Raw genomic sequence first — 16,204 nt, forward strand, 5'->3', positions numbered from 1 at the left:
GAGAGTAGGACGCCGCCGAACGATTATTGTGAATGAGCCCCCGCACTTCGGTGCGGGGGCTTTTTTGCGTTCGGGTTCGTTTTGCGTTCGAGTATCGGGCATCGGGACGACCGGACCGGTATTTCTGCGGAATTTCAGAGACGGCCCGCGGCCTTGAGAGCCAGGTATGCGTCCGCCAAGGCCGGCGGGAGTTCGTCCGGTGTCGCGTCGACGACCGTGACTCCGTGTCGGGTCAGTTGTTCGGCGGTGCGGTGACGTTCCGCCTGGGCTTGCGCCGCGGCGGCGGCCTCGTACACGGACTCGGTGCTGCCCCGCGCCGCGGCCATGCGCTCGATGTGCGGGTCGGAGACCGAGGCGACGAGGACCGTGTGGCGCTGGGTGAGGCGGGAGAGTACGGGGAGCAGGCCCTCCTCGATGGGCGCCGCGTCCAGAGTCGTGAGGAGCACGATCAGTGAGCGGCGCGGGGCCGTGCGGAGCGCGGTGGAGGTGAGGCCGCGGGCGTCCGTCTCGACGAGTTCGGGTTCGAGATGTGCCATGGCATTGACCAGGGAGGGAAGGACATCGCCTGCGGCTCGCCCCTGTACCAGGGCGCGTACCCGGCGGTCGTACGCGAGAAGATCCACCCGGTCGCCGGCGCGGGAGGCGAGGGCCGCCAGGAGGAGTGCCGCGTCCATGGAGGCGTCGAGGCGGGGGGCGTCTCCGACTCGACCCGCGGCGGTGCGGCCCGTGTCGAGGATCAGGAGGATGTGCCGGTCGCGCTCGGGACGCCAGGTGCGTACGGCGACCTTCGACCGACGGGCGGTGGCGCGCCAGTCGATCGAGCGGGTGTCGTCCCCGGGGACGTAGTCGCGAAGGCTGTCGAACTCGGTTCCCTCACCGCGCGTCAGGACGCTGGTGCGGCCGTCGAGTTCCCGCAGACGGGCCAGTTTCGAGGGGAGGTGCTTGCGGCTGGTGAAGGGGGGCAGGACGCGTACCGTCCACGGGACCTTGTGGTTGCCCTGGCGGGAGAGGAGGCCGAGAGGGCCGTACGAGCGGATGGTGACGCGGTCCGCCTGACGGTCGCCGCGGCGGGTGGGGCGCAGGCGGGTGGTGACGCGTCGGCGTTCGCCGGCGGGGACGGTCACCTGGTGGCGGGACGCGGTGATTTCCGTGCCGGGCTGCCAGCTGCTCGGGGGCCAGGCGTCGCGGATACGAGCGCGCAGGGGGCGGCTCGACGGGTTCGTGACGGTGAGGGTGACGTCGGCGGTCTTTCCGAGGCGTACCGATGTGTCGCCGGAGCGGGTCAGGCCGAGGCGGCGTACCGGTGCCGCCAGGGCGAAGTCGCAGGCGCAGGCGAGGGCCAGGGGAGTGTTCACGGCCAGGATGCCCGTCCAGCCGGGTTCCCAGATGCCTACGGGGAGGGTGCCGAGGGCCGCCAGGAGGGCGGCGCGACCGGTGAGGGTCATCAGCGGGGCACGGGGACGTGGGAGAGGATCGCGTTGATGACCGAGTCGGCCGTCACGCCCTCCATCTCGGCCTCCGGGCGGAGTTGGATGCGGTGGCGCAGTGTCGGCAACGCGAGGGCCTTCACGTCGTCGGGGATGACGTAGTCGCGGCCGGTCAGCCAGGCCCAGGCGCGGGCCGTGGCGAGGAGCGCCGTCGCGCCGCGGGGGGAGACGCCGAGGGTGAGGGACGGCGAGTCGCGCGTGGCGCGGCAGATGTCCACCACGTAGCCGGTGATCTCGGGGGACACCGCGGTCTTGGCGACGGCCGCGCGGGCCGCTTCGAGGTCTGCCGGACCCGCTACGGGGCGTACGCCGGCGGCGCGCAGGTCGCGAGGGTCGAAGCCCTCCGCATGGCGTGTGAGGACGTTGATCTCGTCCTCACGGGAGGGGAGCGGGATCGTCAGCTTGAGGAGGAAACGGTCCAGCTGGGCTTCCGGGAGGGGGTACGTGCCCTCGTACTCGACCGGGTTCTGGGTCGCGGCGACAAGGAACGGCTCGGGGAGCGGGCGCGGGGTGCCGTCGACCGTGACCTGGCGCTCCTCCATCGCTTCGAGGAGCGAGGACTGGGTCTTGGGCGGGGTGCGGTTGATTTCGTCCGCGAGGAGGAGGTTCGTGAAGACCGGGCCGGGCTGGAAGGAGAACTCCGCGGTGCGGGCGTCGAAGACGAGGGAGCCCGTGATGTCGGTCGGCATCAGGTCGGGGGTGAACTGGACGCGCTTCGTGTCGAGTTCCAGCGCGGACGCGAGGGCTCGGACGAGCAGCGTCTTGGCCACTCCGGGGACGCCCTCCAGCAGGACGTGCCCCCGGCAGAGCAGGGCGACGACGAGGCCGGTCACGGCGGGGTCCTGGCCGACCACGGCTTTGGCGATCTCGGCGCGCAGGGCTTCGAGGGAGGCGCGGGCAGAGCCCGGATCCCCGGTGTTCCCGGCGTTGTCAGTGGTCGGGTCCATCATGGACGGCGTACCTCTCTTTCGAGGGCGTCGAGTTGGTCGGCGAGTGCGATGAGGGCCGCGTCGTCGTGGGGCGGCGGCCCGAAGAGGAGGGCTTGGAGGGGCTGCCCTTCCCGGTGGAGTCGGGCGGACAGGGCGGGGAGCAGGACCTCGGGCGCGTGCGCCTGGGTGGGGGACACACCGACGAGGGGGGCGAGGCGAGTCCGGGTGGTGGAGCGCAGGGCTCCCGCGGCGCGGTCGCGGGCGTTGGACTTGCGGTAGAGGCGGGCGCGGCCTTCGACGGTCTCGGAGGCGCGGATCGCGACGGGGAGCCGTTCGGGGACGAGCGGGCCGAGGCGGCGGGCGCGCCACAGGGCGGCGAGCACCGCGGCGACGAAGAGCTGCAATGTGCCCCAGAGCCAGCCGGAGGGGACGAGGTCGAGGAAGCTCTGGTCGCCGCCGTCGGTGGCCGAGTCGTCGGAGAGCGAGGGGAGGTACCAGACCAGGTGGGGGCGGGAACCGAGGAGTTGGAGAGCGAGGGAGGCGTTGCCCTGCTCGTCGAGGCGGTCGTTCTGAAGGATGTCGGGCGCGCCGAGGACGACGGTGTCGCCGTCCCCTTCGGATGCCGGTATGCGCAGCAGGGTGGGGAGGCCGTCGCTGGGGTAGCAGGAGTCGGCGTCGGGTGCGTCCGTCGAGTAGCGCAGGTTGCCCGTGTCCGCGGTGCCCGCTCGTCGGGCGGCCGGCAGGGTGCAGTCCGGCGCGAGCGTGGAGTCGTAGCTCGGTGCGGGGTCCGCTTCGACTCCGGGGGCGAGGGTGTTGACAGAGGGGGTGCCGGGGGCGACGAGGACGGTGCGGCCGCCGGAGCCCTTGAATACGGAGTGAAGGGCGACCTGTTGACGGTCGGTCAGCAGGTCGGGGCGGGCGATCAGGAGTGTCGTGTCGGGGCCGGCCGCGGTGCTCGCCTCGGCCGAGGTGGTGACCACGCGTGTGGACACGCCCTGGTCGGCGAGCAGTTCGGTGACGGCGCGGCTGCCGGCCGGGTCGGCGGAGCGCGGGTCGAGGCTGCCGTGCTGGGCGCCGGAGCGCACGACGGCGATGGCGACGGCCGCCGCCAGGAGGATCACGAGTGCGAGCAGGACGCCGCGCGAGCGGGTCCACACCTGGCGGGTGGTGGGCGACACGGAGGTGGACGGCGAGGTGGCCTCGGGCGCCTCGTGTGCGGGTGCCTCGCTGCTCATTCGGCGGCCCCTTGGCGGGCACTGTGGTGCGTCGTGCTGGGGGTGCTGCTGGTGAGGACCGGCCTGGTGCGTTCCAGGTCGTGGTCGAGTCGGGCCAGGCGGTGGTACGTCTCGGGGGTCGCCGTTCGTCCGCCGTACGTCACGTCGTCGAAGTCCCGTGCCGCGGCGCGCAGTCGGTCCGTGTGGGCCGGGAGCGCACGGCTCGCTTCCGCGGCGGCCTCGTCGGCGGTGCGTCCGGGGCGGGGGTCGAGCAGGGCGCGTTCCTCCAGGGAGCGGACGACGGCGCGCATGCGTTCCTGGACGGCCTGGTTCCAGTGGCTCTGGGCCGCCTGTGCCTCGGCTGCCGCGCGGTGTTCGGCGGCGCTGCGCGGCCGGTCGTCGAAGAGCGGGGCCGCCGACGAGGGGCCTCGGCGGGGGGAGCCGAGGCGCCACCAGAGGGCGCCGACGATCGCCACGGCCACCAGGACGATGACGAGGAGGCCCAATCCGCCTCCCGGGGTCGCCGAGGAGGCGGCACCGAGCAGTTTGTCGACCCACTCCCAGAACGCGTTCAGCGCCCGTCGGAGCAGGCTGGGGTCGTTCTCGTGGTACATGCGCTTCGACAGCTCGCGCCGGGCGGCCTCCCGCGCGGGGTCGCGCGGGACGGTCACCGGTGGTTCGCCGTCGGCGCGTGGCAGCGCCAGTACCGCTGTTACCGCTGTGAGAACTCCCCCCGCCAGGCTCACTCCGTCAGCTCCCGGGGGTGGAGCCGGGGACGCCCGAGCCGTAGTCCTGGAGACCGGCCGCGCGGGCCAGGTCGAGGTCGAGGGCCTCGCGGCGGATGCGCTGGTCGATGTAGAGGAGCACGGTGACACCGGCGGTGATCGGGAAGGTGAGCAGGGAGCCGATCACCGAGCCGATGCCGCTGATGATGAGGAACGTCCAGCCGAGGTCGCCGGCGCCGCTGTTGAGCAGGCCGTCGATGCCGTCGCCGCTGAGGGCGGAGGCGAGGACGGCGAACGGGATCACGATGATCGACGCGACGATGTTCGCGATGATCGTGGCGAGGAGCTGGATGCCGAAGACCCGCCACCAGGAGCCGCGGACCAGTTTCACGGAGCGGCTCAGGGACTTGCGGACGCCCTGCTTCTCCAGCATCAGGACGGGCGAGGCCAGGGAGAGGCGGACCATCGTCCAGAGGGCGACGACGGCCGCGGCCACGCCGCCGAGGACGGCGAGGGTGGTGGAGCCGTCGCCGCCGCCCGCGAGGAAGCTGTTGGTCGCGACGCGGTAGGTGGCGGCCGGGTCGATCGCGGCCCCGTTCAGCTGGATCGAGTCGGTGACGACACGGTCGGCCCCGCTCTTCGTCAGGTCGAGCGTGTAGGTGAGGCCCGACGAGATCTGCAGCACCTTCGGCGAGGTCGCGTTCGTACCGGTGACCTGCTCCTTGAGCACCTGGACGAGCTGGGCGCCGGTGAAGTCCTGGAGGTTCACGGTGTTGGCGAACGGCTGGACGGTGAAGCCCTCGGCGTAGGTCACCACGCCGTCGCCCTCGGCGCCCCTGGCCGCGTAGGTGAGCGGCGCCCGGATACCGCCCGGGTTCATCAGCGCGAGGTCGGTCCCGGGGTCCAGCTCCTTGCCGTACGCGAGCTGCGCGTCGGCGATCAGGTCGCCGATCGGGGACTCGGTACCGGCGTTGGAGACGTCACCGGAGATGTACCCGATGGGCTTGTTGCCGATCGGTGCGGCGAGGGTGCCCCACTTGGTGATCAGCTCGGTCATGTCCGGGGCCTTCGCCACGTCCCGCGTCACCACGTGGTTCGCGGAGGGGACGGCGGTCCGGGCGATGTCCCCGGTCAGGCGGTCGTACGTCAGCGTCGTGTCGGTGTAGAGCCGCCCGAAGGACGCGGCCGAGGTGACCGTGCGGGGCTTGCCCGACGGGTCGTCGATCGTGCACGCGTACGCGGCGTGGGTGTGGCCGGTGACCAGCGCGTCGACCTTCGGCGTGACGTTCTTGGCGATGTCCACGATGGGGCCGGAGATACCGTCGCCGCCACCGGGCGAGTCACAGTCGTAGTTGTACGACGACGAGGCCGGCAGCCCGCCCTCGTGGATCAGTGCGACGACCGACTTGACGCCCTGCTTCTCCAGCTCCTTGGCGTACTTGTTGATCGTCTCGACCTCGTCCTTGAACTTGAGGCCCTTCACGCCCTCGGCGGAAACGACGCCCGGGGTGTCCTCAAGGGTGACGCCGATGAAGCCGACCTTCACGCCGTTCTTCTTCCACACCCAGTAGGGCTTGAGGATCGGCTTCTTGGTCTTCTCGTCGAGGACGTTCGCGGCGAGGTAAGGGAAGTCGGCACCCTTGAACTTCTTGCCCTTCACATAACAGCCGTCCGTGGGGTGGCAGCCGCCGTTCTGCAGGCGGCCCAGTTCCTTGGCGCCCTCGTCGAACTCGTGGTTGCCGACGCTCGTCACATCGAGGTCGAGCTTGTTCAGCGCCTCGATGGTGGGCTCGTCGTGGAAGAGCCCCGAGATCAGCGGGGAGGCGCCGACCATGTCGCCACCGGCCGCGGTGACGGAGTACCTGTTGCCCTGGCGGGCCTGGCGCAGATGCGTCGCCAGGTACTCGACACCGCCCGCGTCGATCGTCTTGGTGGTGCCGTCCGCCTGGTTCTCGGTGACCCGGCCGGAGGAACCGGACGGCGGCTCCAGGTTGCCGTGCAGGTCGTTGAAGGAGAGGAGTTGGACGTCCTGGTAGCGCGGTACGTCGTGGTGGCCGGGCTTCTTCGCCGACGAGTCCGCGGACGTGCCCGCGGACGTGCCCGCGGACGCCGGCAGCGCCGCGACCAGAGCACCGACGGTGGTGACACCCGCGGCCACCGCGAGGAACCGGGTGGTGCGGTGTCTGCGGCGGACCGGCTGAGGTGTGGCTGACATGTGCCCCCCTGTGGGTTGGCTGGTATGCGTATGTGGCTGATATACGGGCCTCGTCCCGGCGCAGCCTAGAGTCAACGCGCGTAGCGCGACAGGGGCGCGGGGTTACGGGCTGGTTGCCTACAGGGTTACTTCACCGCGAAACGGACGGGCCACGTACCGGCTGCGTACCGGCTGCGCACCGGAGCGTGCCGGCCGCGTACTCCCCCTGAGGGGCTGCTTCGACATGGACCGGACATGCCGTACCCCCGTGACCCCGGCCGCCGTACCCTCGTACCCATGACCAGCGACGACACCGCACCGGCTGCCCGTAGGCTCTCGGCCTCGCTCGGCAAGGGTGGTATTCCCACGCCCCGTTCCATCGACGTCCTCGCCACGCTGAGCCCCGAGCGGGCCGAGACCGTACGCGCGCTCCTCTCGGCGGCCGCCCTGGCCGACGGCCAGCAGGCCGTGTCCGAGCAGGGCCGGCTGCGGCTGCGCGGAGACGCCCGGGACGGAATCCGCCATCTGCTGCTGAGCGCCCAGGACCAACTCGTCGGGTACGCGCAACTGGAGGACACCGACCCCGTGGAGGCGCCGGCCGCCGAGCTGGTCGTCCACCCGGAGCACCGCGGTCACGGGCACGGCCGGGCGCTGGGCACCGCGCTGCTTGCCGAGTCCGGCAAGCGGCTGCGGGTGTGGGCGCACGGCGGGCACGCGGCGGCGCGGCATCTCGCGCAGGTCCTCGGGCTCACGCTCTTCCGCGAACTGCGGCAGATGCGGCGGCCGTTGACCGGGCTCGACCTGCCCGAGCCGAAGTTTCCGGACGGTGTCTCCGTACGGACCTTCGTGCCCGGCCAGGACGACGCGGCGTGGCTCGCCGCCAACGCCGCCGCGTTCGCGCACCACCCCGAACAGGGTTCGCTCTCCCAGCGGGACCTCGACGACCGCATGGGTGAACCGTGGTTCGACCCCGCCGGGTTCTTCCTCGCCTTCCGGGGCGACGAGTTGGTCGGATTCCACTGGACCAAGGTGCACGAGGCCGAGGGGCTTGGGGAGGTGTACGTCGTCGGGGTGCGGCCCGAGGCGCAGGGGGGTGGCCTGGGGAAGGCCCTCACCACGGTTGGCCTTCGGCATTTGGCGGGTTCCGGGGTGCCGGACGCCATGTTGTATGTCGATGCGGACAACTTGGCGGCGGTTGCTGTTTATGAGCGGCTCGGGTTCGTTACGCACGAGACGGATTTGATGTATCGGACGGAGTCCTGAAGCGAGGGACCGAGGTCCGTTTCGAAGTCACGGCCGGTGGGGGCTTGTCGCGCAGTTCCCCGCGCCCCTAAAAGCGACAAGATTGCGCAGTTCCCCGCGCCCCGAAAGACGAAAGACTGCGCCGTTCCCCGCGCCCCTAGAAGAAGCGCACCCTCAGCCTCGCCCGTAGTGGTTCGGCGCTCGCCCTGCCCCCCACCAGGGCTGCCGTCAGCAGCAGAAGTGCCCAGCGGTCGTGGGTGGTTGACCAGCGGGGGTCCGTCGGGTTCACCAGGAGGGTCCAGCCGTCGGGCAGGGCCAGGTACGCGGTTGCCGCGGTGGCCAGCAGCCAGGCCGATACCGTCGCTCCGGGCTCGGTGACGTGGGGGCGGCGTACGGCCAGGGCCGCCGCCGTGAGGGCCAGTACCGCCGTCGCGGTCGCCTCCAGGGTGAGCGCGCCGGTCGGCGGTCGGGCCTCCCGCGGTACGAGGAGCAGCGCCGCCGTCCAGCAGAGCGCGGCCCCCGGCGCGACGAGTGCCACGCGCAGGCCGACACGCACCGGGCGGCGGGCCGGTACCGCCGAGGTGATGTGCCGGGCCGGGTCGTCCAGCAGGAACGCGAGGCCGAGGGCAAAGGCGAGCGCGGCGGCTCGCAGCGCGAAGAGGCCTAACAGCGGGTCGGGCGTACCGGGCAGCATGCGCGGGATGCCGGCCAGCAGCAGCCCCGCGGCGGCGCCGGCGGCGAGCGCACGCCGGGGCAGCGCGCGCCACACGGGCGGGAGAAGGGCGCGCGTCATCGCCGTCACTCCTCGCACGAGCCGGCCCGGCCGTCCTCGTCCGCGCCGTCCGTCGTCTTGCCCGCCGCCGGGACGCCGAGGAGTTCCGCCACCCGCTCGATCGATGTCTCGGGCGCGGTGAGCTCCGTCCACTTGGCCTTCACCTTCCCGGCGACGTCGTAGCGCGGCTTCTTGAGCAACTCCGCCACCACCCGCGTCTGTGCGGCGCTCATGCCGAAGGACTCCGTGGGCGACAGCACGAACGCGGAGCCCGAGTCGCTGTCGTCGAGGCGGACGTCGCGCAGCGAGCCCATCGGGTCGGACGCCCCGCGCAACGCCATCCACATGATCGTCACCACCCGGGCGTCACACATCTCGCTCGCCGCCTTCTCGTCGCCCGCCACCAGCACGGACGCGACGGCGACGGCGAACTCGGGGACGCGGTTGCCGCCCCAGTCCATACCGACGCTCACGTGGCCGGGCTCGGCGGACGGGGGGAGGTAGGCGTCGGAGTCCAGCCCGTCGCGGGCGTCGAGGCGCTGATCCACGGTCAGCCGCTCGGTGCCGGCCCTGCCGCCCGCGAGGCTCTGGACGCGGTCGGCCACGGCGGCCCAGTCGTCGGTGCGGCTCGTCCACTCGGGGAACGCGCAGTAGGAGGACTTCCCGTGCTCGACACACGTACGGACCTTCTCCGGGGTGACCGACCCCCGTTCGCGGGCCGCCAACGCCGCGGCCGGGGTCCCCTGGGACTGACCGACCACGCCCACCAGTGTGAGGGCGAGCGATCCCGCGACGGCCGCCTTGACGACCGTCGTACGACCGCCGCTGAGCAGCACCGCGAGCAGGGCCATGAACAGGACGAGCCCGACGAGGTACAGGGCGTGCCAGCCCGCGAGGCGGCCCAGCATGTCGGAGGGGAACGGGGAGACGCCGCTGAAGGTGACGACCGGGCTCAGCCGGCTCGTCCATGCGGGGCCGGCCGGGGTGGCCACGAACATCATTCCGAAGAGCAGGACGACGAGGAGGATCGGCGCGGCGAACACGGAGGGGAACAGCCGGGCGAGCAGGACGCCGCCCGCGCCGCAGAGCAGCACCGTCAGCGGCCCGACGGCCAGTTCGGCGAGCGAACCGGTCCCGGCCGCCCCGGGCTTGACCGCGGCCCAGGTGAACTGGAAGGTGACGCAGGCCGCCGTGAACAGGACCGCCGGGACGACGGACAGCACGTGGGCGGCCGTACGCCGCCAGGGCTCGACGACCAGGACGTCGAAGTGCCGGTCCGTGCCGTACCGGCGCGAGCGCAGGACCCCGCGGTTGACGTTCATCATGACGACGAGCCCGAACAGCATCGGCATGATCTGCGTGTCCCGGTCGACGTCCTGGAGCACCGGGAAGTCGCCCTGCCGCGTGACCTCGTACCCGATCCACACCATGTACAGGATCGCGGTACCGAAGACGGAGGTGATCATGCGCAGCTCGCGCGCCTCCAACCGCGCGAGGGCGAACACGGCCGCCCAGGGGCGTGGCGTGTGCGTCGGCCCGGCGGTCCGCGCGGGTGTCCGGAGTACGGTGCTCATGCCGCCGCCACCTCCTCCGGGGACTCCCCGTCGAGGGTGAGCAAGTAGCCGTCCTCCAGGGTCGGTTCGAGCAGGTCGGCGCCCTCGGGGGGCTCGCCGACGTTGCGGAAGGAGCCCGTACCGGTGCGCCATCCCGCCCAGGCGCCCGGGTCGCGTTCGGTGCTGCTCCACACGCGGCCGTCCGCGCGGGCGGCCAGCTCGGCCGGGGTGCCCTCGAAGCGGACCCGGCCCCGGACCATGACGATCACTCGGTGGCAGAGCATCGCGACGTCCTCGGTCTGGTGGGTGGACAGCAGCACCGTCCGCCCCTCCCCCGCACGGGCGATCAACTCCCGGAAGCGCATGCGCTGTTCGGGGTCGAGGCCGACGGTCGGCTCGTCGAGGACCAGGACCTCGGGGTGCGGGGTGAGGACCGAGCCGATCGCCACCCGCTGCTGCTGTCCGCCGGAGAGCGTGGAGATGGGGCGGTCGCGCAGTTCGACGAGTCCGAGCAGGTCAAGGGTCTCCTCGACGCGGCGGCGCATCACGTCCGGCGCCAGGCCCAACGACTCCATCCCGTAGGCGAGTTCGTCCTCGACCGTGTCCGTGACGAAGTGCGACAGCGGGTCCTGGCCCACCGTGCCGACCACGTCGGCGAGTTCGCGGGGCTTGTGTGTGCGCGTGTCGCGGCCCGCCACCGTCACGCGCCCGCGCAGGGTGCCGCCCGTGAAGTGCGGGACCAGCCCGTTCACCGCACCGAGAAGCGTCGACTTGCCGACGCCCGAGGGGCCGACCAGCAGCACCAACTCGCCCTCGGGGACGGTGAGTTCGATGCCGTGGACAGTGGGCTCCGCCGCCCCGTCGTACGTCACGGAGACATCCTCGAAGCGGATCACGAAGACTCCTTGCCGAAGCCCCTGGGGGCGGGGGAGGGGGCGACCAGGGCCGGGGTCAGACCGAGGAGGATCGCCGCTGCGGGCCACAGTGGAAGCGTCGGCGCCGTCAGCGGGACGACATCGGGGTGCAGGGCCGCGTAGGCGTACGGGTCGTGGGAGGCGTACAGGATCAGCAGCGCCGCGACGGCCGCGCCGGACGCGGCGACGAGCCACGCGCGGACGCCCCACGCGTCCGGCCGGTACCGGGTGCGCAGCGAGCGGCGGCCACCGAGCCACAGGCCGCCGAGGGCAGCGCCGAGTCCGGCGAGCAGCACGGGCAGGCCGTAGCTGCCGCCCTCTGCGGTGAGCAGGCCGTACGTGCCCGCGCAGACCCCGACAAGACCGCCGAGGGTGAGCGCGGCGGTGGTGCGGTGCACGGCCGGCGCCACCTCGGCGGTGCGGCCGTATCCGCGCGCGTCCATCGCCGCCGCGAGCGCCACCGAACGCTCCAACGCGCCCTCCAGGACCGGCAGTCCGACCTGGAGCAGGCCGCGTACGCCGCTGTCGGGCCGGCCGCGCAGGCGCCGGGCCGCGCGCAGCCGCTGGACGTCCGCGATCAGGTTCGGGGCGAAGGTGAGCGCGACCACTACGGCGACGCCCGCCTCGTACAGGGCGCCCGGGAGGGATTTGAGGAGGCGGGCCGGGTTGGCGAGGGCGTTCGCGGCGCCCACGCAGATGAGGAGCGTGGCGAGTTTCAGGCCGTCGTAGAGGGCGAAGACCAGGCCCTCGGCCGTGACACGGCCACCGACGCGGATGCCTTCGGCCCAGGCGGGGAGCGGGAGTTCGGGGAGGATGACGAGGGTGTGCGTACCCGGGATGGGTGAGCCGAGGAGGACGGCGAAGGCCAGCCGGATGCCGAGCACGGCGAGCGCGAGCTTGACGAAGGCGCCGTAGGAGCGCGCCCAGGGGGCCTCCGTCCGGCGCGCCGCCACCACGTAACCGGCGACGCCGACGAGGAGTCCGAGGAGGAGCGGGTTCGTGGTGCGGGACGCGGCGGTGCCCAGGCCCAGGGCCCAGATCCACCAGGCACCGGGGTGGACGGCGTTGGTACGGGTCGCGCGCGGGGCACGGAGCTTCCGCAGGATTCTGCCGGAGCCGGAGCCGGGGCTGTTGCCATTGCCATTGCCGGTGCTGTCGTGGTCGGGGGCGTGGTCGTGCGCGTCGGTGGTCATCGTGTGCGTCACGGTCCCGTCAGCCGCGTCGCCGGCGTGCCTGCCAGGTCGCACCCGCGCCCAGCACCGCCACGGCGGCGATCCCGGCCACCAGGCCCACCGACGGCCCGCCGCCTCCGGACCCGTCGCCCTCGGACCCGTCGCCCTCGGACCCGTTGTCCCCGGACCCGCTTTCCTCACGGGGCGGAGCCGTCTCGGATGCCTTCGGACGGTCGCCCGAGACGGCTTCGCCGCAGCCCGTGCGGGGGTAGCCCGCGATGGCGCACAGCAGGGCGTTCGTGTCGTAGCGCAGCGGCTTGGCGACGGAGGCGAGGGCGTCCGCGGTCGTCGCGTCCTCGTCGACCCGGGCGCAGGCCGTGCGCGGGCTCCGGTCCGGCGGTGTCGAACCGGGCGGCGCGTCGGCTGCCGTACCGAAGTCGAGGACGAGGGCGACCCGTTTCGTGCCCTCGCGCGCGGGCGTCTTCGCGCAGATCGTCGCGAAACCGGCCTCCCCGCGGGGCTTCGCCGAGTGCTTCGAGTCCTCGCTCACCGAGAAGCGGAAGCCCTGGACGTCTCCGTCGGACGGCCGTGCCATCGACGGGCCCTGCGTCGCGTACAGCCACGTATCGCCTGTGCCGCCCGTGCCGCCCGCACTGCTGTCGGAAGCGCGGTCCCAGAAGGACCAGTAGCGGTAGCCGACCGCCTGGGCCTGCCCCGCCGTGCCGAGTACGGCGAGCAGGAGGACCGGTACCAGCAGCGCCAGGCGGTGGCGGGTCACGGCCGCTGCTGCTTCTTGTTGCGGCCGCTCAGCAGGAAGCCGATACCGATGCCGCCGACCAGGCCGACCCCGACGATCCACCAGACGCTGACCCCGCCGTCGTCCTCGCTGTCCTCCGCGCTGTTGTCCTTGCCGTCCTTGCCGTCCTTGGCGTCGGCCGACGGGTCGGAGGAGCCGGAAGCCTTGCTCGCGGGGCCGGTCGCGCCGAGTTGCTTCACGAGGTCGGCGCCGCCGAAGTCGCGCGGGTCCGTCCCGGTGGCGTGCGCCGCGAAGATTAGCTGCGCGTACGCGGCCGGGCCGCTCTGCGCCGCCCAGGGGCCGGAGTTCTTCTCCAGCCAGGCCAGCGGCTTCCCGGCGTCGGCCGTCCGGCCCGCCGCGGCGAGCGCGACGACCGTGTCGGCGGTGTTGCCGTAGTCGGGCTGGTCATCGGCGCCCGCGAGGGCGGACTCCAGGTGACCGGTCCCGGCGACCGCGCCGGCGAGGTACTCGGCGCCGTTGGCCGCCGCCTGCTTCGGGGTGGGGGAGTCCCCGCCCGCGCATTCGGCGGCCTTGGGGGCCTTGGCGGACGACTTCCCGTCGTCCTCGGGCTTCGTCACCAGGCCTTCGCCGAGCGCGCCGAGCACGCCCGCGGCCGTGGCGTCCGCGTTCGCCGCGAGCTTGCCCTTCTTGTCGGGCTGGAAGGCGAAGGCGCCCCCGCCGTCCTCGTCGCAGGGGACGGAGAGCCCGCGCAGGGCGTCGTACGGCGTCCGGTCGTCCTTCGACCGCAGGTCTCGTGTGTCGGTGTCCGCGGCCTCCAGGGCCCCGATCACGATGGACGTCGAGTTGGTGTCGCTGGCCCCGCCGGGGAGGTAGCCCCAGCCGCCGTCCTTGTTCTGCGCGGACTTCAGCCACTTAACGGCCGCGCCGGTCACGGCGTCGTCCGAGTCGAGCGCTGTGAGGGCCTGGAGTGCGGCGGCCGTGCTGTTCGTGTCGACCTGTGTCTTGGCGTCGCACTTCGTGGCCGGGTCCGCGCGGTAGGCCGCGAAGCCGCCGTTCGCGCACTGCTGCCCGGTGAGCCAGTCGACGGCCTTCGCCGCGGGCCGTACGCCCACGGTGTGCTGGGCGAGCAGCGCGAGCGACTGCCGCCAGACACCGTCGTACGTGGGGTCGGTGCTGCCGTACAGACCCGCCGGGGTCGCCGGGGCCGCCGGGGACGTGGAGGGAGACGGGGACGCGGAGGGCGACTCGTCGGCGAGGGCGGCCGGCGCGAACGCCGTGCCGATCACGGCGGTGGCGGCCAGGACCGCGGCGCGGCGGCGGACAAACATGATCGGCGGGTGCCTCTCCCTGCGGGGAGCCGGGCAGCCCGGAGTACGGGCGGCTCGGCTCCGTATGCCTCGACGGTGCCGGTCATCGGTGGTCCCGGTGACGCGAGCCGGTCACGTTCCGCACGGGGCAATCCGGCTCACCGCCCCTTGGAGTCAGGCTCAGGAACAGGGCGGTACACGGCTGCGGGTCAGCGCCGGATTTGCACCGGCTTCCCCCCGTACGGGTGTGATGACGACCCGTTCACTGTACCGGCCCGCGGCAAGGTCCCCGGAGCCCGGCGCCCGACGGCCCTCAGAGACCTCGGCGGGCCGGGTGCTGTGCCGGGACCGTGGCCTGGGTGGGCTGGCAGAGGACGAGGGCCAGGTCGTCGACGGGTGCGGCGCCCGTGTGGGCGAGGAGCCGGGAGTAGAGGGTGTCGAGAGCCTGGTCGGGGAGGGGGTCGCGCAGGGCGTGGGCCGCCTCGGTGAGGAAGGGGAAGAGGGTGCCGTCGCAGGCGCGCGCCTCGGTGAGGCCGTCCGTGTAGAGGAGCAGGCGGTCGCCCGGCTGGAGGCGTACGCGGTACTGGCGCGGATCGGGGCCGAGTCCCAACGGCAGTGTCGTGACGGCCGGTTCGAGAAGCTCGATGCGCTGGCCGGCACGCAGGGGCGCGGGGTGGCCGCAGTTGACCAGTCGTACCTCGCCCGGCGCGAACTCGGCGAGGAGCGCGGTGACGAAGTCCTCCGGATCGAGGTCCGGCGCGAGACGTTTGTCCAGGCCGGTGGCGACCTCCGTCAAGTCCGGAACTGTGTAGGCGAGTTCACGGAATCCCGCCACCGTTTCGGCGGTCAGCCGGATGGCGTCGAGTCCGTGTCCGCGTACGTCACCGATGAGCACCCGCAGGCCGAACGGTGTCACCGCGACGTCGTACAGGTCCCCGCCGAGCGTCGACTCGCGCACGGCGCAGTGGTAGCGCGTGGAGATGTGCGTGCCGGCGAGGTTCTGGGAGAGCGGTCGCACGACGGCCGCCTGGGTGATCCGGGCGACCTCGCGTACCTCGGCGAGCTTCCTGGTGAGCCGGTCCCGCTGCCGTACGGCGTGCACGGTGAACGCACAGCCGAGCAGCAGCTGCGAGAGCGTGACGGTGGGCGAGGCCTGGTCGAGGAGCAGCGCGGGCGCGGCGATGAGCACACCGACCGCCGAAGGCGCGAGGAACCGCGCCTCGGAGAGCTTGCGGAGATCGCCGGTCGCTGCGAGCCGGTGGGCTCCGCGGAGACGGTGTGGACGGCGCGGTGGGCGGGGCACGCCGAGCGGTCCGTCCTCGGGGAGCCGGACGAGTTCGGGGAACTGCTCGTGTTCAGGAAGCTGCCCCTGCTGGTCGAGCCGATCGATCTGGTCGAGTCGATCGACCTGGACCAGCTGATCGATCTGGACCAGTTGCTCGACCAGCTGATCGTTCCTGCCGAACCATTCGTTCCTGCCGGACCGTTCGTTCCTGCCGAGCCGATCGTTTCTGTTGGGGCGGTCGGGTCCGCGGGACCGTCGCCATCCGTCGAGTCGCATCAACATCCGCATCCGCTCCGGCAGCCGCGAACGCGGGCACGAACGCACCCGCTCCCGTACTTGCGTTTTCGTAGTTGCGTTCCCGTGCTTGCGTCCCCCGCTGAGGGTCCGAGGAGCGGTGTCCGGGTGTCCCGGAGGCTTCCTCGCTGTCGCGGGTCATCCGCCTGCCCCGCCCTTTCTCCTTCTCCGCCACTGCACAACGGTCTCCGAATATCTCCCTCCGCACCCACACTCACGGGGCATTGATCACATTTCGCCGGAATGTGCCCGGAACTGACGGCATGGGACCGAGTTCCTGTCCGGGTCGGCGGAGCGGTGCGACGCGGCCCCGCGGTGGCGTCACACTGGCCCGGGTAGCAGGGGCCTGCGGGCTCGCC

At 72.4% G+C, this 16,204-nt stretch carries 12 protein-coding genes, 2 pseudogenes and 1 riboswitch; of the genes and pseudogenes, 1 reads left to right on the top strand and 13 read right to left on the bottom strand.

The window, feature by feature from the left end; all coding sequences use genetic code 11:
- Positions 1 to 134: 134 nt before the first annotated feature.
- The 6 genes and pseudogenes from AOK01_RS03070 to AOK01_RS03090 all read right to left on the bottom strand — a co-directional run.
- A complete protein-coding gene (locus AOK01_RS03070) occupies positions 135 to 1,445 on the bottom strand; it encodes a DUF58 domain-containing protein (RefSeq protein ID WP_055508094.1) in 1,311 nt (436 codons plus the stop codon).
- Positions 1,445 to 2,434, bottom strand: a complete 990-nt coding sequence (locus AOK01_RS03075) for an AAA family ATPase (protein WP_107099717.1) — start codon at positions 2,432 to 2,434, stop codon at positions 1,445 to 1,447. Before AOK01_RS03075 ends, AOK01_RS03070 begins: the two co-directional genes overlap by 1 nt.
- Positions 2,434 to 3,651 (bottom strand): DUF4350 domain-containing protein, encoded by a 1,218-nt coding sequence (locus AOK01_RS03080; RefSeq protein ID WP_055508098.1) that lies wholly within the window; start codon positions 3,649 to 3,651, stop codon positions 2,434 to 2,436. The genes AOK01_RS03075 and AOK01_RS03080 overlap by 1 nt, the downstream gene beginning before the upstream one ends.
- The gene (locus AOK01_RS03085) at positions 3,648 to 4,376 is read right to left on the bottom strand and encodes a DUF4129 domain-containing protein (protein ID WP_079103128.1); all 729 of its coding nucleotides are present in this window, start codon (positions 4,374 to 4,376) and stop codon (positions 3,648 to 3,650) included. The genes AOK01_RS03080 and AOK01_RS03085 overlap by 4 nt, the downstream gene beginning before the upstream one ends.
- Before the next feature lie 4 nt (positions 4,377 to 4,380).
- A complete protein-coding gene (locus AOK01_RS46395; protein ID WP_425424715.1) occupies positions 4,381 to 4,821 on the bottom strand; it encodes a DUF7847 domain-containing protein in 441 nt (146 codons plus the stop codon).
- A gap of 45 nt (positions 4,822 to 4,866) precedes the next feature.
- Positions 4,867 to 6,570, bottom strand: a pseudogene (locus AOK01_RS03090) (bifunctional metallophosphatase/5'-nucleotidase); the annotation flags it as partial.
- Positions 6,571 to 6,846: 276 nt separating this feature from the next.
- Between AOK01_RS03090 and mshD the strand changes: the two are divergent.
- Positions 6,847 to 7,812 carry a mycothiol synthase gene (mshD, locus tag AOK01_RS03095; protein ID WP_079103130.1) on the top strand — a complete coding sequence of 322 codons (966 nt, stop codon included), beginning with the start codon at positions 6,847 to 6,849 and terminating at the stop codon, positions 7,810 to 7,812.
- A gap of 136 nt (positions 7,813 to 7,948) precedes the next feature.
- On the opposite strand, the gene AOK01_RS03100 is transcribed toward mshD, so the two are convergent.
- From AOK01_RS03100 to AOK01_RS03130, 7 genes and pseudogenes are all read right to left on the bottom strand, one after another.
- Positions 7,949 to 8,584 carry a hypothetical protein gene (locus AOK01_RS03100; protein ID WP_055508100.1) on the bottom strand — a complete coding sequence of 212 codons (636 nt, stop codon included), beginning with the start codon at positions 8,582 to 8,584 and terminating at the stop codon, positions 7,949 to 7,951.
- A gap of 5 nt (positions 8,585 to 8,589) precedes the next feature.
- Positions 8,590 to 10,137: a hypothetical protein gene (locus AOK01_RS03105; RefSeq protein WP_055508102.1), complete on the bottom strand. Its 1,548-nt coding sequence runs from the start codon at positions 10,135 to 10,137 to the stop codon at positions 8,590 to 8,592.
- A gap of 128 nt (positions 10,138 to 10,265) precedes the next feature.
- A pseudogene (locus AOK01_RS03110) lies at positions 10,266 to 11,012 on the bottom strand (energy-coupling factor ABC transporter ATP-binding protein); the annotation flags it as partial.
- Entirely contained in the window at positions 11,009 to 12,223 is a 1,215-nt protein-coding gene (locus tag AOK01_RS03115; protein WP_079103131.1) for an energy-coupling factor transporter transmembrane component T, read from the bottom strand. The gene AOK01_RS03115 and the pseudogene AOK01_RS03110, both read right to left, overlap by 4 nt.
- Positions 12,224 to 12,242: 19 nt before the next feature.
- Positions 12,243 to 12,980: an SCO2322 family protein gene (locus tag AOK01_RS03120; protein ID WP_055508104.1), complete on the bottom strand. Its 738-nt coding sequence runs from the start codon at positions 12,978 to 12,980 to the stop codon at positions 12,243 to 12,245.
- Positions 12,977 to 14,287: an SCO2321 family membrane protein gene (locus tag AOK01_RS03125; RefSeq protein WP_055508106.1), complete on the bottom strand. Its 1,311-nt coding sequence runs from the start codon at positions 14,285 to 14,287 to the stop codon at positions 12,977 to 12,979. Before AOK01_RS03125 ends, AOK01_RS03120 begins: the two co-directional genes overlap by 4 nt.
- A gap of 125 nt (positions 14,288 to 14,412) precedes the next feature.
- Positions 14,413 to 14,503: riboswitch (cobalamin riboswitch) on the bottom strand.
- Between the two features lie 76 nt (positions 14,504 to 14,579).
- Positions 14,580 to 15,827, bottom strand: coding sequence for a PP2C family protein-serine/threonine phosphatase (locus AOK01_RS03130; protein ID WP_079103132.1), 1,248 nt, complete (start codon positions 15,825 to 15,827; stop codon positions 14,580 to 14,582).
- Between the last annotated feature and the right edge of the window lie 377 nt (positions 15,828 to 16,204).

This window comes from Streptomyces aurantiacus (assembly GCF_001418335.1).
Classification (GTDB): Bacteria; Actinomycetota; Actinomycetes; order Streptomycetales; family Streptomycetaceae; genus Streptomyces; species Streptomyces aurantiacus.